This is a genomic window from Proteiniclasticum sp. C24MP (assembly GCF_043951855.1).
Classification (GTDB): domain Bacteria; phylum Bacillota; class Clostridia; order Clostridiales; family Clostridiaceae; genus Proteiniclasticum.
The window spans coordinates 17,001-35,528 of record NZ_JBINJW010000008.1 but is presented as its reverse complement, the minus strand read 5'-3'; the positions used below and the strand labels follow the sequence as shown (position 1 = coordinate 35,528).

Sequence of the window (18,528 nt, the reverse complement as noted above, 5' to 3'; positions counted from 1 at the left end):
AGATGAAGGCATTAATAGAAAGACTGAAGAATGGTCTTTTCAGTGAAAACCCCATTTTTGTACAGGTTCTTGCCATGTGTCCGACTTTAGCGGTTTCAACCAGCTTAGTGAATGCAATCGGTATGGGACTATCCACTCTGGCCGTTCTGATCTGCTCCAATGCAATCATTGCAGCCATCAGAAAGTTTATTCCGAACAAAATCAGAATACCTGCCTACATCGTCATCATCGCAGGTTTCGTATCTGCAGTGGATATGTTCCTGGCAGCTTACGCACAGGACCTTTACAAGTCACTGGGATTATTCATTCCGCTGATCGTTGTAAACTGTGTCATTCTTGGTAGAGCGGAAGCCTATGCAAGCAAAAACTCCGTACTCAACTCCATCTATGATGCAATCGGTATGGGACTTGGATTTACACTGGCTCTTAGTGTGCTTGCATTCTTCAGAGAGCTCATCGGTGCCGGCACACTTTTCGGTGTGAGAGTACTGCCTGAAGCTTATGAAGCTGCAAACATCATGATCCTGGCACCAGGGGCATTCCTGACCTTAGGTATGATCATGGCCTTCCTGAACAACAGAAACCTGAAGAAGGGCAAAGATCTTCTCAAGATCCATGACTGTGAGAGCTGCGGAATGGGTTGTGATATTCCGAAGGAAGACAAAATGAATATCACATTAGATTCCAGTCTCATTCAGAAGGGAGGAGCTAACTAATGGATTTACTACTTATTTTTATCAATGCAATGCTCGTCAATAACTTCGTTCTATCCAGATTCCTCGGAATATGCGGTTTCCTGGGTGTTTCAAAGAAAAGAGATGCATCCATCGGTATGGGCTTCGCTGTTCTGTTTGTTATGGTCATCGCATCTCTTGGAACCTGGACAGTTTACAACTTCCTGCTGGCTCCAAATGATCTGGATTATCTGAAAACTGTTGCATTCATCCTTGTTATCGCCGCACTGGTTCAGTTTGTCGAAATGGTCGTCAAGAAGATCAGCCCGGCTCTATATGATGCGCTGGGTATCTACCTGCCGCTGATCACTACAAACTGTGCAGTTCTTGGTGTAACCTTCCTGAATGTACAGGATAACCTGTCCTTAGCTGGAAGCCTTACCAACGCTGTAGGTGCAGCACTTGGTTTCTTCCTTGCAATTGTGCTGATGGCAAGCATCAGAGAAAAACTGGACCGTGTATCCAGTGTTCCTAGAGCATTCCAGGGACTACCAATCGCACTTGTAACTGCAGGTCTCATGGCCATTTCATTCCTTGGATTCCAAGGTCTTATATAAGGGGGGAGAAGTTAAATGATGGAACTAATTATACCTATAGCGATTCTAGCTGGCATCGGACTTCTTCTAGCGGTTTTACTCGGATACGCAGCAAATGTATTTGAAGTGAAACAGGACCCTAAAGTGGAAGAAGTTATGCTGGTCCTGCCAGGTGTAAACTGTGGTGGATGCGGATTTGCAGGGTGTGAAGCCTATGCAAAGGGTGTAGCCCTTGATGGAGCATCACCCTCACTTTGTACCGTTGGCGGAAATCCAGTGGCAAACCAGATTGGTGAAATCATGGGTGTTAAAGTGAATGCTCAGGAAGTCATGGTTGCCTATGTGAAATGCAACGGTGACTGTGATAAATCCAAAGACAAGTATGAGTATCACGGAATCATGGACTGTGTCAGTGCTTCCGCACTTCCAGGAGGAGGCGCAAAGTCCTGTTCTTACGGATGTCTCGGACTTGGTACATGTGTAGCAGTCTGTGACTTTGATGCCATCGTCATCAGAGATGGCATCGCCATCATCGATGAAAACAAGTGTACCAACTGTGGTGCATGTGTAAAGGCTTGTCCGAAGAATCTCATCGAGTCAGTACCAATCAATTCCAGAGTGAGAGTTGCTTGTAATTCCTATGACAGCGCAAGAGATGCTATGCAGAACTGCGAAGTAGGTTGTATCGCCTGCAGAAAATGTGAAAAAGCCTGCGAATTCGATGCAATACATGTAAACAACAATCTGGCTAAGATTGATTACGATAAGTGTACACAGTGTAATGCTTGTGTTGAGGTTTGTCCTAAGGTGACCATCGAGAATATCCTGATGATCAACAAGGCAAAACCCAAAGATATAACAGCATAATCAGAACTGAGGTGTTTCTAGGAAGAAGCACCTCAGTATTTTTTTGTTTGTTTTTACGATTCAGCGCAATATGAAGAGCCCCTTAAATCAGAAGATTTAAGGGGCTCTTATTGTAAAAGACAGGGGAACTGATTGAAATTTTACGGATTATCTTTTGACAACCACCGAAGTGCCCATTCCACCACCGATACATAAGGTAGCCAGCCCATACGTGGAGTTTCTTCTCTTCATTTCGTGTAGAAGCGTTACAAGAATCCTTGCACCTGAAGCTCCCACAGGATGACCTAGGGCAATGGCTCCTCCGTTGACATTGACTTTTGAAGCATCCCATTTCAGTTCTTTTCCAACTGCCAGTGCCTGCGCAGCAAAGGCTTCGTTGGCTTCTATGAGATCCATGTCATCTATGGTCAGATTGGTCTTGGACAGGGCATTCTTCGTTGCAGGTACAGGACCTACACCCATGATGCTTGGATCCACACCGCCGTTTCCGTAGGAAACGATGGTAGCCAGCGGGGTAAGTCCCAGTGCATCCGCTTTTTCTTTGCTCATGACAACCAGAGCTGCTGCTCCATCGTTGATTCCTGAAGCATTTCCAGCAGTGACTGTACCTTCTTTCTTAAAGGCAGGTCTAAGTCTATTGAGACTCTCAACTGTCACACCTTTCTTCGGATATTCATCTGTATCCACCACCACAGGGTCTCCCTTGCGCTGAGGTATCGTAACAGGGGCGATCTCGTCTTTGAACTTGCCTTCAGCCATGGCTTTTTCCGCTTTATTCTGGCTGGATGCTGCAAAAGCATCCTGTTCATCTCTTGTGATTCCATATTTCTCTGCGACATTTTCTGCCGTGATGCCCATATGATAGTTGTTGAACGCATCCGTAAGAGCATCCTGAATCATGGTATCCACCATGGTATCGTTGCCCATTCTGGATCCGAATCTTGCATTGTTCAATACATAAGGAGCTCTGGACATGTTTTCAGTACCGCCTACGACCACCACATCATTGTCTCCGGCGATTATAGTCTGAGCAGCAAGGGATACGGTTCTAAGACCTGATCCGCAGAGCATGTTGATGGTCGTGGCGGGAACCGATACAGGAATACCTGCATTGACGGAAACCTGTCTTGCTACACCCTGACCAAGTCCTGCCTGCAGAATGCAGCCCATATAGACATCATCCACATCTTCCGGTCTGATTCCGGCCTGTCTGATGGCTTCTTTTACAGCTACAACACCTAAGTCTACAGCGGAGACATTTTTAAATACGCCACCAAAACTTCCAACAGGAGTTCTTACTGCACTGACAATTACAACTTCTTTCATTCAATTCTACCTCCCAGTATGATCTATATACAATTTAGTAAGTACATTCTTGCAATCCATCACTGAGTCTTTTTCGTACTGTGCGGTTTCCTGTGAATATACTTAATTGACTGCAAGATTATAATAACATGAAACACCCCTCATGTGTAATCAATTTCATGTTCCAGATCCGTAATAATTCAGGCGAAATTTTACGAATAAAATGGAAAGTCTTTGAAACATGAGGATTTCATCATGTTTGAGTCTGTGATGCCCATGCTTACGAGTTTTAAAATTTACATTTTATTCACATGTTTCAATGATATTTTTCATCAGATTCCATATTTTAACTGATCGGAGCAGTTTCCGAGGTTCTGTTATTTTCAGTGTACCACACCATCGACACTGAAATTTGTTATAATATGTATACAATAATCCAGGTGGAGGAAAGATATGAAAAATGCAATCATCACAGGTGCTACAGGAGGCATCGGGAAAGAAATCGCAAGAAAACTTGCAGGTATGGGGTATAATCTGGCGCTTGTCTACGGAAACAACCATACTCAGGCAAAGATGCTCATGGAAGAGCTGTCGGAAATCACCCGAGCAGAAGCGTACTCCATGGATTTTTCAAGCACAAACGGATATTCATTGACCTTGAAAAGAATGCTCAAGGACTTCGGATCCTTTGAAGTGCTCATTCATGGAGCAGGGGTTTCCTATCGGGATCTCTTTCATGAAATGAATGAACTGCATTTCGAAGAACTGCTCAGCATAAATCTCAAACCGCTGTACTATGTCAGCAAGGAGATCATCCCGAGTATGATCGAAGCGGGTAAAGGCAGTATCATCAGCATCTCTTCCATCTGGGGTTCAAAACCCGCCTCCATGGAAGTTGCCTACGCCATGACAAAAGGTGCTTTGGAGCAGTTCACAAGAAGTCTTGCTTCGGAACTGTCTCATATGAACATTCGCGTCAATGCCATCGCGCCTGGTGGAGTGGATACGAAGCTTCTTGCAAATCTGACAGATCAGGAGAAGATGGATTTCATAGAAGACATTCCCTTTAAGCGACTGGCAAAACCGGAAGAAGTGGCAGAGCTGGCTGCATTTCTCATTGAAAAGGGAACCTATATCACAGGTCAGGTTCTTACGATGGATGGCGGATTCACCTTATAAAGTCACAACCCCCCTCACAATGGCTGAAATCGCATTGTGAGGGGGGGTTCTACTGTCTGCATGAAAGTCTCACTGGTCTGATCTTCTGTAATCCTTAAATCGGATCACAAAGGCAACACCGTTTCCTTCGTTCATGAGATCATAATCCAGCTCATGTTTTTCGAGAATATTACGGATGATGGATAACCCAAGTCCTGAACTGCCTTCTTTTCTCTGACGGGATTTATCTTTTTTGTAGAACTGCACCCATATATTCTCCAGCTCCTCTTCCTCGATATGGGCAGGGGAGTTGGAAATCTTCATGATCAGTTCATGCTGTTCTTCATAGAGGGAAATATCCACTTGCGCCTCTTCCTGATGCTCTGTATAGGTCATGGCATTCTTTATGATGTTTCTGATAGCAGTACTGAGCTTGTTGAGATCCGCATAAATCAGATACTGATTCTTTATGCGGAAACTGAAGGACAGTTTTTCATCAGGATAATCCAGAAAAGGGGCCGCACAATTGACCAGAACATTACTGAGATTGAATTCGGTTCTGTTCAGATTGAATGCATCTGATTCAGTATAGGAAAGCTCAATCATGTCCTTCACCAGTTTTTCCATGTTTTTCGACTCATCCAGAATGATGGAGAGATACTCCTCCTTGTTCTCCTCACTGATTCCATCAATAAGGCCTTCCGTATAACCCTGGATCAGCGTGATGGGTGTCTTCAGTTCATGGGAAATATCACGTATGAAATCCTTACGCTGGTTTTCCAGTTTCTGGCTCTTCAGCACATCCTCCTCCAGCAGCCTGTTTTTTTCATTCAGTTCGTTCAGTGCCGCTTTCAGGTTCATGGAAAGGGTAGAGAGGCTGTCTGCCAGCTCGCCGATTTCATCCTTCTGGGTCCGGTCAATCTGTGTATCGAAATTCAGTTTAGCCAGTTCCTTGGATGAGCTGGTCAGTTTTCTGATGGGTTTGGTCACCGTGTGTGAAATAAGAAATGCCAGTATGACCACAACAAAAAATCCTCCTATGAAGACATAGATGAAGAAGTTCTTGATGGTCCGAGCTGATTCATTGATGGGCACCATGGAACTGATGGAGATGGCGAAAGAATCCGCATCCCGTAGATTGATGGAACTGGCGGTCAGGAAATATCTTATGCTGCCATCCTGTCTTTCATACTCTCTGCTGATGATGCTTCCGTTGACCAGAAGTTCTTCCACCAATGACTTATCTGTCACCAGATCTCCAAAGAACCGATTGATGATTTCGATGTAGTCTCCATCAATCTTATTTCCACCATAAGCCATATACTGAAGCGCGCCGTTCTGTCCGAAGATAAACAGCCTCGTGTTATTGCTGGCTTCAAACTCATTGATGGACTGGATCAGTGTATCACTGGGAGAAACTGCCTTATTTCTGAATGTCTCGAGATTTTCCGAAAGCGCTGTCTTCTTCGTTCTCGTATAATACGTCTCGAAGGAATAGGACATGAAAATCATGGATCCCAGAAGCAGCGCTGTGACAAGAAGAACGATGATGAAGGTGAGCTTGTTGGAAATTGATTTAAACATGTTCCTTCACCTTGAACCTGTATCCATATCCGCGAACCGTCTCAATATAGGTGAACACCTCACCGAGCTTTTCCCGAAGTCTCTTTATGCTGGTATCTATGGTTCTGAGATCTCCCTCGTAGTCATAACCCCATACATTTTCGATGATGGTGTCTCTCGAGAGTACAATATCCTCATTTGAAGTGAACAGTAGAAGAAGTTCAAACTCCTTCCTGCTTAAGAAAATCTCATCCTCATCCACAAAAACTCTCTGTGATTTCTCATTTATTCTAAGTCTGCCATATACATGATCTTTCAGCTCATCCTTCTCGTATTCCAGTCTTGCAAAAAGATTATTGATTTTCAGCACCAGAATTTTTGGGGAGAAGGGCTTTGCAATGAAATCATCTGCTCCGATGGAGTATGCTTCCACAAAATCGTCATCCATGGTCTTCGCCGTAATGATGAATACCCGAGTATCCTTCTTCTTCCTCAGCTCCTTCAGCATATCGAACCCATCCATGAAGGGCATCATCACATCCAGAAGGATAAGATCGTAGTCACTCCGTAGAGCCATCTCCAGTCCTTCCTCTCCGTCTGATGCCAGGTCCACGCTATACTGCTCTTTCAGCAGGTAATCCCTGAGCAGATCTCTTAATCTTTTTTCATCTTCCACTATAAGTATTTTCTTCTCCATACACTCACCTTATTACTCTGGTAATCAGTATCCAGCAGCTATATATAAATCTTGTTCTTGTCGTCCTTGTCACCCTTCATCAGCAGGACTTCCTTCACCAGTTCACGGATTGCGGTGTTCATGGCATTGGGTTCCACTCTGGTCAGACTGATTCTAAGAACCTTCTTATCCTCGAGCCTGGTGAATCCTGTGATGTCTCTGAATCTGTATCCATTGACCTGCAGCCCCTCCAGCAGCGTTTTCAGCTTAAAGTCCCTTGGGAAATAGAGACTTGCGAAAAAACCGGCTTCTGGAATGTAATAGGGGAAAGGAAATCCCTGCAGTGCATTCTTGAAAATCATGATATTCTGCTTCACCTTGTCCCTCAGATTCGCCATGTCCTTTGTGTAGTGATCCGATTTCAGATACTTCAAAAGAACTGCCTGATTCAATAGCGGTGCACCACCGTTCAGGTACGTGATATTGTAGGCCAGTTTCTTTGCGATTTCAGGCGGAGCCACCACACAGGCGCTTCTGAAGTACGGTCCCACGGTCTTGCTGAAGCTTCGGATATAGATGGTTCTTTCGGGTGCCAGTGAGAAGAAGGTCGCACCTTTGGATAATTCATTCAGGTAATCATCTTCTATGATATAGAAATCATACTTCTCTGACAGAGCAATGATCTTTCTCATCTGTTCTTCTTTCAGATCCGTGCCCAGGGGATTGTGATTTCTGCTGATGCTAAAGAAGAACTGGAATTCACCACTCTTCACCTTCTCTTCCAGGCTGTCAAGATCGATTCCACTCTGATCTCTGCTCACAGTATCATGGGGTATTTTCTTGATTTCCATAAAGGAGAGGAGGATATTGTATGTAGGGTCCTCCACGAGTACTTTCTTCTCCAGAATATCTGTTCCAAGAAGCAGATCCATGGCTCCTTGTGCACCTTCTGTTATGAGCACAGATTCCAGGCTGATTTCCGGATTGTGCATCTCCATCAGCAGGTGTTCTCGCAGAAGATTATATCCCATAGGATAGCTGTAGTTCAGGAGACTTCTGTTCTTGTCTTCCAGCACCTGATCATAGATCTTCCTCAGGGATTCCATGGGCAGGTTTCTGTTGTTTGGGACACCTGAATAGAAATCGAAGTCGCTGGTTCCACGTTTCTTGTTCCTGTTGATGTAGTATCCGCTCTTAGGCGCTGAAAACACAAGCGAAAGCGCTTCCAGTTCATTGTATGCTTTGATCACAGTCGAGTTGGAACAGGCGAACTTGATTGCAAGTCCGCGAATGGATGGAAGCTTATCCGTATACACGTCCTTTTCGATCTCCGATCGCAGATAATCCATAATTTCTGTATATTTATAATTCATTTCATCACCCTTTTGTACCATATCAGTTTACGCTTATTATACCATTATCTGGTCATATTATTCCACAAGTGTTCGGGAATACGGATACCCGAATCAGGGGATTTTGTGTTATATTAGGGTATGTTATATTATAGATTGAGAGTATGTCACTTATGTGACAGATGCCTCCACACATCCGTTAATCGTTCAAAGGAGACTGAAGCAATTGAAATTCTATGAAATGCTTGTAAAATACTACGATGACATCTTTCCTGAAAATCAGGACACCTATACTTTTCTACGTGAAGGTCTTGAACCAGGAGACAAGGTTCTTGATGTGGCCTGTGGTACAGGCAGTTACACCATTCATCTCATCAAGGATGACATTCTGGCCTGCGGCCTTGATCTGGAAGAAGCCATGATAGCAAAAGCGGAGGAAAAGGCACACAAGGAGGGCGTTTCTCCCGATTTCGTCGTATCCAACATGCTGAACATCGACCTTGTCAGTGATGGTGGACTCAGACGGATTTATATCATCGGAAACTCGCTGGTTCATCTGAAATCCTTGGATGAGATAAGAACTTTTCTGAAAAGCGCATATGATCTGCTGGCTGATAAGGGAGATCTCATCATACAGATCATCAATTATCAGCGGATCCTCTCACAGGGCATAGATCACCTTCCTTCCATAAACGTTCCTGAGAAAGGAATCGTATTTGATCGTAATTACAACTACGACGTTTCATCCAGCACCATAGAGTTCGCTTCCACACTGAACATTCAGGGTGAGAGCAGGGAATCTTCTGTGTATCTGCTGCCTCTGGAAAAGGATGAACTTGTGAAGGAACTGGAAAAAATCGGATTCCTTGACATCGAAGTCTATGGAAACTTCAAAAAGGATCCCTTCACTGAAAACTCGATGCCGCTGGTACTGAAAGCAACGAAAAATACTTGATAATTGGAGATTCATCATGATTGATTACAATAAAACCGTTCTTGAAAACGGAATCACACTGGTCACAGTAAAAAAGCCGGGTAAGCTTTTTTCGCTGAATCTGGCAGTGAAAGTCGGCTCTCTGTCGGAATCTCTGGAAGAGAAGGGAATCTGCCATGTCATCGAGCATATGCTTTTCAAAGGAACTGAGTTTGATGACAATGCTTCCCTGAACAGCCGAATCGAATACCTGGGCGGTGATTTCAATGCCTATACGGACTATATATCCACCGTATTCTCCATATCCGCTCTATCGGAGGAACTGGAAAACAGCCTTTCACTGCTTCGTGACATGCTGCTATTCCCGAGTTTTGATGCCGGTGAACTTGAAAAAGAGAAGGGCGTGATCCTATCGGAACTGAGAGCCTCAAATGACGATGCGGAAGAAACGACACACAAGAATCTATACTTCAACGCCTATGAGCAAAGCCCTCTGAAATACGACGTCATCGGAAATGAGGAAACCATCACTTCTTTCACTAGAGACAGACTGGCTGCCTTCCACAAAAAACACTATCTTCCAGAGAATGCAGTACTGGTTCTGATCAGTGATAAGGATCATGATGAAATCAGGAGCCTGGTGCAGACACGCTTCAGCTCCTGGAAACGAGGTGCCGTGGATTCACCTGATCTTAAATTCGAAAAGAACATTCCGGGAAGACACACCGCTTATAAAGACATGGAACAGTCCACCCTTGGAATCCTGTATTCCTTTTCCATATCAGAAGAGGAAAAACTGCCTTTACGGGTACTGAACTATAAGCTGGGTGTCAGCGGCAATTCCATTCTATTCAGAGAACTCCGGGAAAACAGAGGGCTTGCCTATGATGTTTATTCAGATCTGGATCTCACCGACAGGATGCAGAATCTTCTCATCTACACTCAGGTTCCCGATGAAAGCATAGACGATGCGGAACAGCTCATTCTGAAGATTCTCGAGGAAATCAAATGCGGTGCCTATTTTCATGCTGAAGATCTTCTGATCATGAAGAAAGTCCTGAAAACCAGTATTTACGGAACACTGGATAACATCCATGATCTGTCTTCATTCATACTGGATGAGCTTCTGAACATGGAAGAACCCATGGCCTTTGAAAAAGATCTGGACAAACTGGAAAATGTGACACTGGATGATATCATGAAGGTAAGCAGAAAAGTCTTTGACGGACCTACCATATACAGATTAAGGGGGGAAGACGATGAAGACCATCACGCAGATCAGTGAAAACAAGAAGAACAAGGATCGAGTCAGCATCTTCGCTGATGACGAATTCCTGTTGTCCTGTCATAAGGAGCTCATCTACAAGAAATCACTCAAAAAAGGGGATAAAGTGGATCCCGAACTGCTCCTGGAACTTGCAAGAGAAGACGAATATATAAAGGCAAAGGATACAGCACTGCGTGCTATAGAGCGCAGCCTGAAAACCGTCCATGAAATAGAGACCAGACTGAGAGATAAGGAATACACGGAGGAAACAATCCGTCGTGTGATCCTATTCATGGAGGAATACAGACTCATAGATGATTACAAGTATGCCGAAACGTTTTTCAAGGAAAAGCTGAGAACCCGAGGCGTGAAAAAAGCACGGTATGAGCTATCTGGTAAAGGCATCCCCAAAGACATCATGGAAAGAGCTCTGGAGGCATTAAGCACCTCAACTGTAGAAGAAGATTCCTGTCTGAAGCTTGCAGAGAAGAAGTATGCTCAGCTTATAAAAAGAGAAACCGATTCCTATAAGCTGAAAAACAAGCTCTATACGTTTCTTATGGGAAAAGGATATGACTATGAGCTGATCAGCAGTACCTTGAGAAAAGTGATGGAAGACGCCGAATAGCCGTATCCTATGAAAGAACGCAGATCTGATGACTGCGTTCTTTCTGTTCTTAAGATTATCTAAACTTCCTGATAAAAAATAGATGTTCTTTTGTAATCGGCATATGATGGTAGTAGAAGAATTTAACATGCATGTCAGACTCTGATAATTAAAATATAACAACTTGTATCTTTATTAAAAATTTAAAAATGATATAATTGATTCTATATTATTATCAACCTGCTACGTGCATGATAGGAGACATGATAAAATGCTTGATAAGATTTATTTAGGATTGGATGTCGGTTCAACTACAGTGAAAGCTGTAGTCGTAAATAAAAACAGAAAAATCATATACAGTACCTACGAACGTCATTTTTCGGATATTCGAAGTACAGTAGTAAGTGTCATGAAGAAAATCCATGATTCCTTCGGCAACAGGGAAATACATGTTGCTGTAACCGGGTCCGGAGGACTCTCTGTGGCATCGTGGCTTGATATCAAGTTTATTCAGGAAGTCATCGCTTCCACAAAAGCTGTGGAAACCTTCATCCCTGAGACGGAAGTTGCCATCGAACTTGGTGGAGAGGATGCGAAAATCACGTATTTTGACGGTTCCATCGAGCAGAGAATGAATGGAACCTGCGCAGGCGGTACTGGAGCTTTCATCGATCAGATGGCATCGCTCCTGAAAACAGATGCATCAGGCGTCAATACCCTGGCAGAAGGTTCCAGCTATATCTATCCCATAGCCGCAAGATGTGGCGTATTTGCGAAAACGGATATCCAGCCTCTCATCAATGAAGGGGCAAAGAAAGAAGATATATCCGCATCCATATTCCAGGCTGTAGTGAACCAGACCATCTCAGGTCTGGCCTGCGGAAGACCCATCAGGGGGAAAATAGCCTTCCTTGGCGGTCCGCTGCATTTTCTGCCGGAACTGAGAAAGCGATTCATCGAGACCCTGGAACTGAAGAAAGATGAGATCATCGTTCCTGAAAATGCGGAGCTTTATGTGGCTTTGGGGGCAGCATTGTCCTCCTTCGAAAACTATCCTCACCAGCTGGAAGTGCTTATGAGTCGTGCCGGAAAGCTCAAAGATGTATTCAGCAAGGAAGTGAACAGACTCGATCCGCTCTTCAAGACTCCAGAAGAGTTCCAGGCGTTCAAGGAGAGGCACAGCAAGGCTGTGGCGCCCCGAAAACCCTTATCCGAATATGAGGGTGATGCCTATCTGGGCATCGACTCCGGCTCCACCACGTCAAAAGTGATTCTGCTGGACAAAGACCTAAATATCCTTTATTCCTATTACGGCAGCAATCAGGGAGATCCGCTGAAACTCATCACGGAAGTGCTCACAGAGCTTCTTGTCACGCTGCCTGAAGGGATCCGCATTGCCCACAGCACAGTGACAGGGTACGGGGAAGGGCTTATTAAAGCCGCCCTGGGTATCGATATCGGCGAGATTGAGACCATTGCGCACTATGAAGCCGCCAACTACTTCCTGGAAGGAGTGGATTTCATACTGGATATCGGTGGACAGGACATGAAATGCCTGCGGATCAAAGATGGATCCATCGATTCCATCATGCTGAACGAAGCCTGCTCCTCTGGATGCGGCTCTTTCATCGAGAGCTTTTCCAGTTCACTGGGCTATGAGGTGAAAGATTTCGCAGTGGCAGCGCTTGAAGCCCGAGAGCCGGTGGATCTGGGCTCCAGATGCACGGTGTTCATGAACTCCAGAGTCAAACAGGCCCAGAAAGAAGGGGCTTCGGTTTCGGAAATCAGCTCCGGTCTTTCTTATTCCGTCATCAAGAATGCCCTGTTCAAAGTCATCAAAGTGCGAGATCCGAAGGAAATGGGTAAAAAGATCATCGTGCAGGGTGGAACCTTCTATAATGACAGCGTGCTGCGCGCCTTCGAACTCATATCAGAAAGAGAAGCAGTGCGTCCAGATATCGCAGGTCTCATGGGTGCATTCGGCGCAGCAAAGATCGCCAGAGACAGGCATGAAGGCAAGGAAACCTCACTGCTTTCTCTGGAACAAGTCAGAGAACTTCGTCCAAGGACCGAAATGAGAAGATGCAATCTCTGTACGAACCATTGTCCACTGACCATCAACATCTTCAAGGAAGGTGCAGAAGAATACATCACAGGAAACCGTTGTGAAAGACCGCTGAAGATCCAGAAGAAAGAAGTGCTTCCTAATCTGTATGATTACAAGTACAAGAGAACCTTCGGATACAAGAGCACCGTGACGGCTGAAAATGCAAGAGGGACCATCGGCATTCCAAGGGTGCTGAACCTCTATGAGAACTACCCGTTCTGGTTCACATTCTTTGACAGTCTGGGTTTCAAAGTGCAGCTTTCACCAAAGTCATCCAAACCGCTTTACGAGAAAGGCATGAGCAGTATTCCATCCGAGTCTGTGTGCTATCCCGGAAAACTGGTCCATGGCCATATCGAATATCTTGCCGCCAAAGACGTGGACCTCATCTTCTATCCTTGTCTTCCCTATGAGGAAAAGGAAGATGCAAACGCCAACAATCACTTCAACTGCCCTGTGGTCACATCCTATCCTGAGGTCATCAAGAACAACATGGATGTGCTGGCCTTAAGCAAAGTGAAGTTTCTGAATCCGTTCCTGAACTTTTTTGACAGAAAGAATCTCCATAAGAAGCTCCATGAGGTGCTGGCAAAGCATTACAGCCTCTCCCCAGCGGAAGTCAGAGAAGCTGTGAAAAAGGCTTACGAGGAGCTCGATCTCTATAAATCAGATATTCAGAAAAAAGGAGAAGAGACGCTTCAGTATATTGCAGAAAACGGCCTGAAAGGGATTGTTCTGGCTGGAAGACCGTATCATATCGATCCTGAAATCAATCACGGGATCCCCAATCTCATCACGGAATACGGCATGGCTGTTCTTACGGAAGACTCCGTGGCCCATCTGGGCACCGTGGAGAGGCCTCTGCGCGTCATAGACCAGTGGACCTATCACAACAGGCTGTATCGAGCCGCCTCCTTTGTGGCTGGGGAAAAGAATCTGGAGCTTGTCCAGCTGAACAGCTTCGGATGCGGACTGGATGCTGTCACCAGCGATCAGGTGGAGGAGATTCTACGCAGCAAGAATAAACTTTTCACGCTCCTGAAGATCGACGAAGGAAACAATCTGGGTGCGGCAAGAATCAGAGTGCGTTCACTGCTGGCCACCATGAGCGAGAGAGAACGACATCACGTGGAGATCAAGGATACGCCCATCACTTATGAGCGTACGCTGTTCACGAAGGAGATGAAGAAGACCCACACACTCCTGAGTCCTCAGATGTCGCCGATTCACTTCAGATTCCTGGAAGCTTCCTTGAGATATTCCGGCTTCAACGTGGTTGTGCTGCCGGACACGGATTTCAAGGCTGTGGATGAAGGACTGAAATACGTGAACAACGATGCCTGCTATCCATCCATTCTTGTGGTGGGACAGGTCATCAAGGCACTGAAGAGCGGGGAGTACGACCCTCAGAACACTTCCTGCCTCATCACGCAGACAGGCGGAGGTTGCAGGGCAACCAACTATGTGGGATTCCTGCGCAAAGCGCTGAAGGAATCCGGATTCGGACAGGTCCCTGTGATACCGCTTTCTGTTCAGAGATTCGAGAAGCATCCTGGCATGGATCTGGATATGAAAACCTTGAACAGCGCACTTCAGGCTCTTCTTTACGGAGATGTGCTCATGAGAGTACTTTATCGAGTAAGACCCTATGAAGCCATTAAAGGCTCCGCCAATGCGCTTTATGAGTCCCTGACGGAGAAAATCATAAAGGATCTGGAAGATCCTACCATCAAATCCTTCAATGACAACATCAGAATGATCATTAGACAGTTTGATGAGCTTGAAACCATTGATGTGGTGAAGCCGAAGGTCGGACTGGTAGGAGAAATCCTTGTGAAGTTCCATCCCACTGCCAACAACTCCGTAGTCAATGTCATTGAAGAAAACGGATGTGAGGCAGTAATGCCGGATCTGGTGGATTTCTTCCTGTACTGCTCCTACAACAATGTGGCCAAGAGAGAGGATCTGGGTGGAAGCCTTGGAAAGGCGCTGGGAAGCAGAGCTGCCATCGCCATCATCGAAGCCTACAGAAAAACCATGCGAACTGAACTGGAAAACTCCGTAAGGTTCCACCCGCCGGCAAGAATCGAGCATCTGGCGGAGATCACAAAGGATGTGGTTCAGATCGGAAATCAGACGGGAGAAGGATGGTTCCTCACAGGAGAAATGCTGGAGCTCATTGAGGAAGGCGTGGAGAATATCATCTGCATGCAGCCTTTCGCATGTCTTCCGAACCATATCACCGGCAAAGGCGTCATAAAGAAGCTGAGAGAAGAGAACAAGGACGTCAACATCACGGCCATCGACTATGATCCTGGCGCCAGCGAAGTGAATCAGCTGAACAGAATCAAGCTGATGATTTCCATCGCATTCAAGAATCTGGAAAAGAATCAGAGGAATCAGGACCTGAGTGATGAGGAAAAGGCCTTGACAATCATGAATAGACAGATATAATGGAAATATATTTAAAAAGGCGCTGAAAAAGAGGAGTATCCATGAAGAAGTGCAAAGAGAGGAAAACCCGCAGGCTGTAAGGTTTTCACACTAGACTCATGGAGAAGGTAGCTTTTGAGCTTCTGAGCTGAACTAACAGTAAGCTTGGACGGTTTATCCAAATCGTTAACGTATGAGAGCCCATGTCAGTGGGAATAAAGGTGGTACCGCGAGTCTTCGTCCTTTTAGGATGAAGGCTCTTTTTTTATACAGAAAAAACCGCCGAAATCACGCCTTTGAAGTATGAGCTGTTATGATCAAATGATACGAGGGAGGAAGAATATGGAAAAGAAGAATCTGGAAACAACCTATAGTCCAAAGGACTTTGAAAAACGAATCTACGAAAACTGGCTCAATAAAGGGTATTTCACCCCTGAGGTGAATAAAGACAAAAAACCTTACACCATCGTGATGCCGCCACCAAATATCACAGGAAAACTTCACATGGGCCATGCACTGGACCTGACCCTTCAGGACATCCTGATCCGTTTCAGAAGAATGCAGGGCTATGAAGCGCTCTGGCTGCCCGGAACAGACCATGCATCCATCGCCACGGAAGTGAGAGTGGAAAATGAACTGCTGAAGCAGGGACTGGTGAAAAAGGAAATGGGCAGAGAAGCCTTCCTTGAAAAGGTCTACGAATGGTCTGAAGAATACAGAGGGAAGATCCGAGATCAGATCACGAAACTGGGTTCCTCCTGTGACTTCACAAGAGAAGCCTTCACCATGGATGAGAACCTCAGCAGAGCCGTAAGAGAAGTATTTGTGAAACTCTACAATGACGGCCTGATCTACAGAGGAAACCGCATCACCAACTGGTGTCCCAAATGTGAAACCGCTCTTTCCGATGCTGAAATCGAATATGTGGAGCATAATGGCAATTTCTGGCATTTCAGATATCCTTATGCAGACGGATCCGGTTACATGGTCATTGCCACCACAAGACCGGAAACCATGCTGGGCGATACAGCTGTAGCTGTCCATCCGGAAGATGAGCGATTCAAGGACCTGGTCGGAAAGACACTGACACTGCCCCTCATGAACCGTGAAATCCCCATTGTCGCCGATGATTATGTGGATAAGGATTTCGGTACGGGCTGCGTGAAGATCACACCTGCGCACGATCCCAATGATTTCCATGTAGGTGAAAGACATCACCTGGAATCCATCAGAGTTCTGGACGATAAGGGCATCATCAATGAGCATGGTGGAAAATACCAGGGCATGGACCGTTATGAAGCCAGAAAAGCCATCATAAAGGATATGGAAGAGCTGGGTCTACTGGAAAAGATCGAACCTCATATGCATAATGTCAACACTCATGATCGCTGCGGAACCGTCATTGAACCCATCATCTCCAAGCAGTGGTATGTTGAAATGAAACCTCTGGCTGGACCTGCCATTGAAGCGGTGAAGAGCGGAGAGACAGACTTTGTACCTGAAAGATTCGAAAAGACCTATTTCCACTGGCTGGAAAACATTCAGGACTGGTGCATCTCAAGGCAGCTCTGGTGGGGTCATAGAATACCCGTATGGTACTGCGATGACTGTGGTGAAGTTCATGTCGATCATGATGCGCCAAAGCTCTGCGGCAAATGCGGCAGCAGAAGCCTGACAGAAGAGGAGGATGTGCTGGACACCTGGTTCAGTTCCGCCTTATGGCCATTCTCCACATTAGGCTGGCCCAATGAAACAGAGGATCTGAAGTATTTCTATCCGACTTCAACACTGGTTACAGGCTATGACATCATCCCGTTCTGGGTCATGAGAATGATGTTCTCCGGGATCTACAATATGGGAGAAGTTCCTTTTGATAAAGTATTCATTCATGGAATCGTTAGAGACTCTCAGGGAAGAAAGATGAGCAAATCCTTAGGAAACGGTGTGGATCCACTGGAAACCATCGATGAATATGGCGCAGATGCACTACGCTTCATGCTGATTTCAGGAAATGCCCCAGGAAGCGACATCCGGTTCTACCCTGAAAGAGTGGAGGCGGCAAGAAACTTCGCCAACAAGCTCTGGAATGCTTCCAGATTTGTCCTCATGAACATCAACCATGAACTCATCGAAAAATATAAAGACAGCACCAGTTATTCCATGGCGGATCAATGGATTCTGTCTAAAATCAACAATCTCATCGAGGAAGTGACAGAGAATCTGGAGAAATTCGAACTTGGCATAGCCCTTTCGAAGGTCTATGAGTTCATCTGGAACGAGCTGTGCGACTGGTATATTGAGCTGATCAAGCCCGTATTCTACAATGGAACCGACGAAGAGAAGGGTGTCAGCTACAGAATCATAAGAGATGTTCTCATCAAGTCACTGAAGCTCCTTCACCCCACCATGCCATTCATCACGGAAGAGATCTATTCCTTCCTGAATGATGAAGAGACCATCATGATGGCATCCTGGCCTGAAGCGGACAACTCTCTCATCGATGCTGAAATCGAAGAGAGAATGGGCGGAATCATCGAAGCCATCAAGAGCATCCGAAATCTGAGACAGGAGATGAACGTTCCGAACAAGAAAAAATCAGCACTGTTCATCCTTCCAAATGAAGGCAAGAAGAATATCTTTGAAAATTCAAAGGATTATCTCATAAAGCTCGCTTATGCGGAAGATGTGGTGCTTCTTGATAAAGACAGCACAGATGAAAACCACGTATCTCTAGTCACTTCCACAGCAAGAATCTATATTCCGCTGCTGGATCTGGTGGATCGTGAAAAGGAACTGGACCGCCTCGGAAAAGAGAAAAAGAAGCTGGAATCTGAAATCGAACGCGTGAACAGAAAGCTCGGAAACGAAAAGTTCCTGGCAAACGCAAAAGAAGAGGTCGTAGCAGAAGAAAGAGCCAAAGGGGAGAAGTACCAGTCCATGCTGGATGCTGTAACCGAAAGAATCCATGCACTGAACTAGTGCTGAAAAG

13 protein-coding genes and 1 other annotated feature are annotated in these 18,528 nt (G+C 45.4%); of the genes, 9 read left to right on the top strand and 4 right to left on the bottom strand.

The genetic code is table 11. From position 1 onward, the window contains the following. Positions 1-2: 2 nt before the first annotated feature. The 3 genes from ACHAL6_RS07750 to ACHAL6_RS07740 are packed head-to-tail and all read left to right on the top strand — an operon-like array spanning position 3 to position 2,137. Positions 3-716: an RnfABCDGE type electron transport complex subunit E gene (locus tag ACHAL6_RS07750; protein WP_395269831.1), complete on the top strand. Its 714-nt coding sequence runs from the start codon at positions 3-5 to the stop codon at positions 714-716. After that, positions 716-1,291 carry an electron transport complex subunit RsxA gene (rsxA, locus tag ACHAL6_RS07745; RefSeq protein WP_395269830.1) on the top strand — a complete coding sequence of 192 codons (576 nt, stop codon included), beginning with the start codon at positions 716-718 and terminating at the stop codon, positions 1,289-1,291. Before ACHAL6_RS07750 ends, rsxA begins: the two co-directional genes overlap by 1 nt. A 15-nt stretch (positions 1,292-1,306) precedes the next feature. After that, complete coding sequence (locus ACHAL6_RS07740) at positions 1,307-2,137, top strand: RnfABCDGE type electron transport complex subunit B (RefSeq protein ID WP_395269828.1); 831 nt, start codon at positions 1,307-1,309, stop codon at positions 2,135-2,137. 147 nt (positions 2,138-2,284) lie between these two features. Here ACHAL6_RS07740 and ACHAL6_RS07735 read toward each other — a convergent pair whose 3' ends face one another. Then, positions 2,285-3,463 carry an acetyl-CoA C-acetyltransferase gene (locus ACHAL6_RS07735; protein ID WP_395269826.1) on the bottom strand — a complete coding sequence of 393 codons (1,179 nt, stop codon included), beginning with the start codon at positions 3,461-3,463 and terminating at the stop codon, positions 2,285-2,287. A 432-nt stretch (positions 3,464-3,895) separates the two neighbouring features. Between ACHAL6_RS07735 and ymfI the strand changes: the two genes are divergently transcribed. Beyond that, positions 3,896-4,621 carry an elongation factor P 5-aminopentanone reductase gene (gene ymfI / locus ACHAL6_RS07730; protein WP_395269825.1) on the top strand — a complete coding sequence of 242 codons (726 nt, stop codon included), beginning with the start codon at positions 3,896-3,898 and terminating at the stop codon, positions 4,619-4,621. Positions 4,622-4,690: 69 nt separating this feature from the next. Here the strand turns inward: ymfI and ACHAL6_RS07725 are convergent, their stop codons facing one another. The 3 genes from ACHAL6_RS07725 to ACHAL6_RS07715 are packed head-to-tail and all read right to left on the bottom strand — an operon-like array spanning position 4,691 to position 8,212. Then, positions 4,691-6,184 carry a sensor histidine kinase gene (locus ACHAL6_RS07725; RefSeq protein WP_395269823.1) on the bottom strand — a complete coding sequence of 498 codons (1,494 nt, stop codon included), beginning with the start codon at positions 6,182-6,184 and terminating at the stop codon, positions 4,691-4,693. Further along, entirely contained in the window at positions 6,177-6,860 is a 684-nt protein-coding gene (locus ACHAL6_RS07720; RefSeq protein WP_395269822.1) for a response regulator transcription factor, read from the bottom strand. Before ACHAL6_RS07720 ends, ACHAL6_RS07725 begins: the two co-directional genes overlap by 8 nt. Positions 6,861-6,898: 38 nt before the next feature. Next, positions 6,899-8,212: a PLP-dependent aminotransferase family protein gene (locus tag ACHAL6_RS07715; RefSeq protein WP_395269820.1), complete on the bottom strand. Its 1,314-nt coding sequence runs from the start codon at positions 8,210-8,212 to the stop codon at positions 6,899-6,901. Between the two features lie 205 nt (positions 8,213-8,417). Here ACHAL6_RS07715 and ACHAL6_RS07710 point away from each other — a divergent pair, with 205 nt between their 5' ends. The 5 genes from ACHAL6_RS07710 to ACHAL6_RS07690 all read left to right on the top strand — a co-directional run bounded on the left by ACHAL6_RS07710 (position 8,418) and on the right by ACHAL6_RS07690 (position 18,518). Next, positions 8,418-9,146, top strand: a complete 729-nt coding sequence (locus ACHAL6_RS07710; protein WP_395269818.1) for a class I SAM-dependent methyltransferase — start codon at positions 8,418-8,420, stop codon at positions 9,144-9,146. Positions 9,147-9,162: 16 nt separating this feature from the next. Continuing rightward, entirely contained in the window at positions 9,163-10,410 is a 1,248-nt protein-coding gene (locus ACHAL6_RS07705; RefSeq protein ID WP_395269817.1) for a M16 family metallopeptidase, read from the top strand. Next, positions 10,385-11,020, top strand: a complete 636-nt coding sequence (gene recX / locus ACHAL6_RS07700; protein WP_395269816.1) for a recombination regulator RecX — start codon at positions 10,385-10,387, stop codon at positions 11,018-11,020. Before ACHAL6_RS07705 ends, recX begins: the two co-directional genes overlap by 26 nt. Before the next feature lie 250 nt (positions 11,021-11,270). Further along, complete coding sequence (locus ACHAL6_RS07695) at positions 11,271-15,560, top strand: acyl-CoA dehydratase activase-related protein (RefSeq protein WP_395269815.1); 4,290 nt, start codon at positions 11,271-11,273, stop codon at positions 15,558-15,560. A gap of 13 nt (positions 15,561-15,573) precedes the next feature. Next, positions 15,574-15,787: a binding site (T-box leader), on the top strand. 94 nt (positions 15,788-15,881) lie between these two features. After that, positions 15,882-18,518: a valine--tRNA ligase gene (locus tag ACHAL6_RS07690; protein ID WP_395269813.1), complete on the top strand. Its 2,637-nt coding sequence runs from the start codon at positions 15,882-15,884 to the stop codon at positions 18,516-18,518. Positions 18,519-18,528 lie beyond the last annotated feature (10 nt).

Bases quoted from the DNA above. Each gene is read 5' to 3' on its own strand.
- ACHAL6_RS07735 (WP_395269826.1), bottom strand. From the start codon at position 3,463: ATGAAAGAAGTTGTAATTGTCAGTGCAGTAAGAACTCCTGTTGGAAGT.
- ACHAL6_RS07750 (WP_395269831.1), top strand. From the start codon at position 3: ATGAAGGCATTAATAGAAAGACTGAAGAATGGTCTTTTCAGTGAAAAC.
- ACHAL6_RS07720 (WP_395269822.1), bottom strand. From the start codon at position 6,860: ATGGAGAAGAAAATACTTATAGTGGAAGATGAAAAAAGATTAAGAGAT.
- ACHAL6_RS07725 (WP_395269823.1), bottom strand. From the start codon at position 6,184: ATGTTTAAATCAATTTCCAACAAGCTCACCTTCATCATCGTTCTTCTT.
- ACHAL6_RS07690 (WP_395269813.1), top strand. From the start codon at position 15,882: ATGGAAAAGAAGAATCTGGAAACAACCTATAGTCCAAAGGACTTTGAA.
- ACHAL6_RS07715 (WP_395269820.1), bottom strand. From the start codon at position 8,212: ATGAATTATAAATATACAGAAATTATGGATTATCTGCGATCGGAGATC.
- ACHAL6_RS07740 (WP_395269828.1), top strand. From the start codon at position 1,307: ATGATGGAACTAATTATACCTATAGCGATTCTAGCTGGCATCGGACTT.
- ACHAL6_RS07705 (WP_395269817.1), top strand. From the start codon at position 9,163: ATGATTGATTACAATAAAACCGTTCTTGAAAACGGAATCACACTGGTC.
- ymfI (WP_395269825.1), top strand. From the start codon at position 3,896: ATGAAAAATGCAATCATCACAGGTGCTACAGGAGGCATCGGGAAAGAA.
- rsxA (WP_395269830.1), top strand. From the start codon at position 716: ATGGATTTACTACTTATTTTTATCAATGCAATGCTCGTCAATAACTTC.
- recX (WP_395269816.1), top strand. From the start codon at position 10,385: ATGAAGACCATCACGCAGATCAGTGAAAACAAGAAGAACAAGGATCGA.
- ACHAL6_RS07695 (WP_395269815.1), top strand. From the start codon at position 11,271: ATGCTTGATAAGATTTATTTAGGATTGGATGTCGGTTCAACTACAGTG.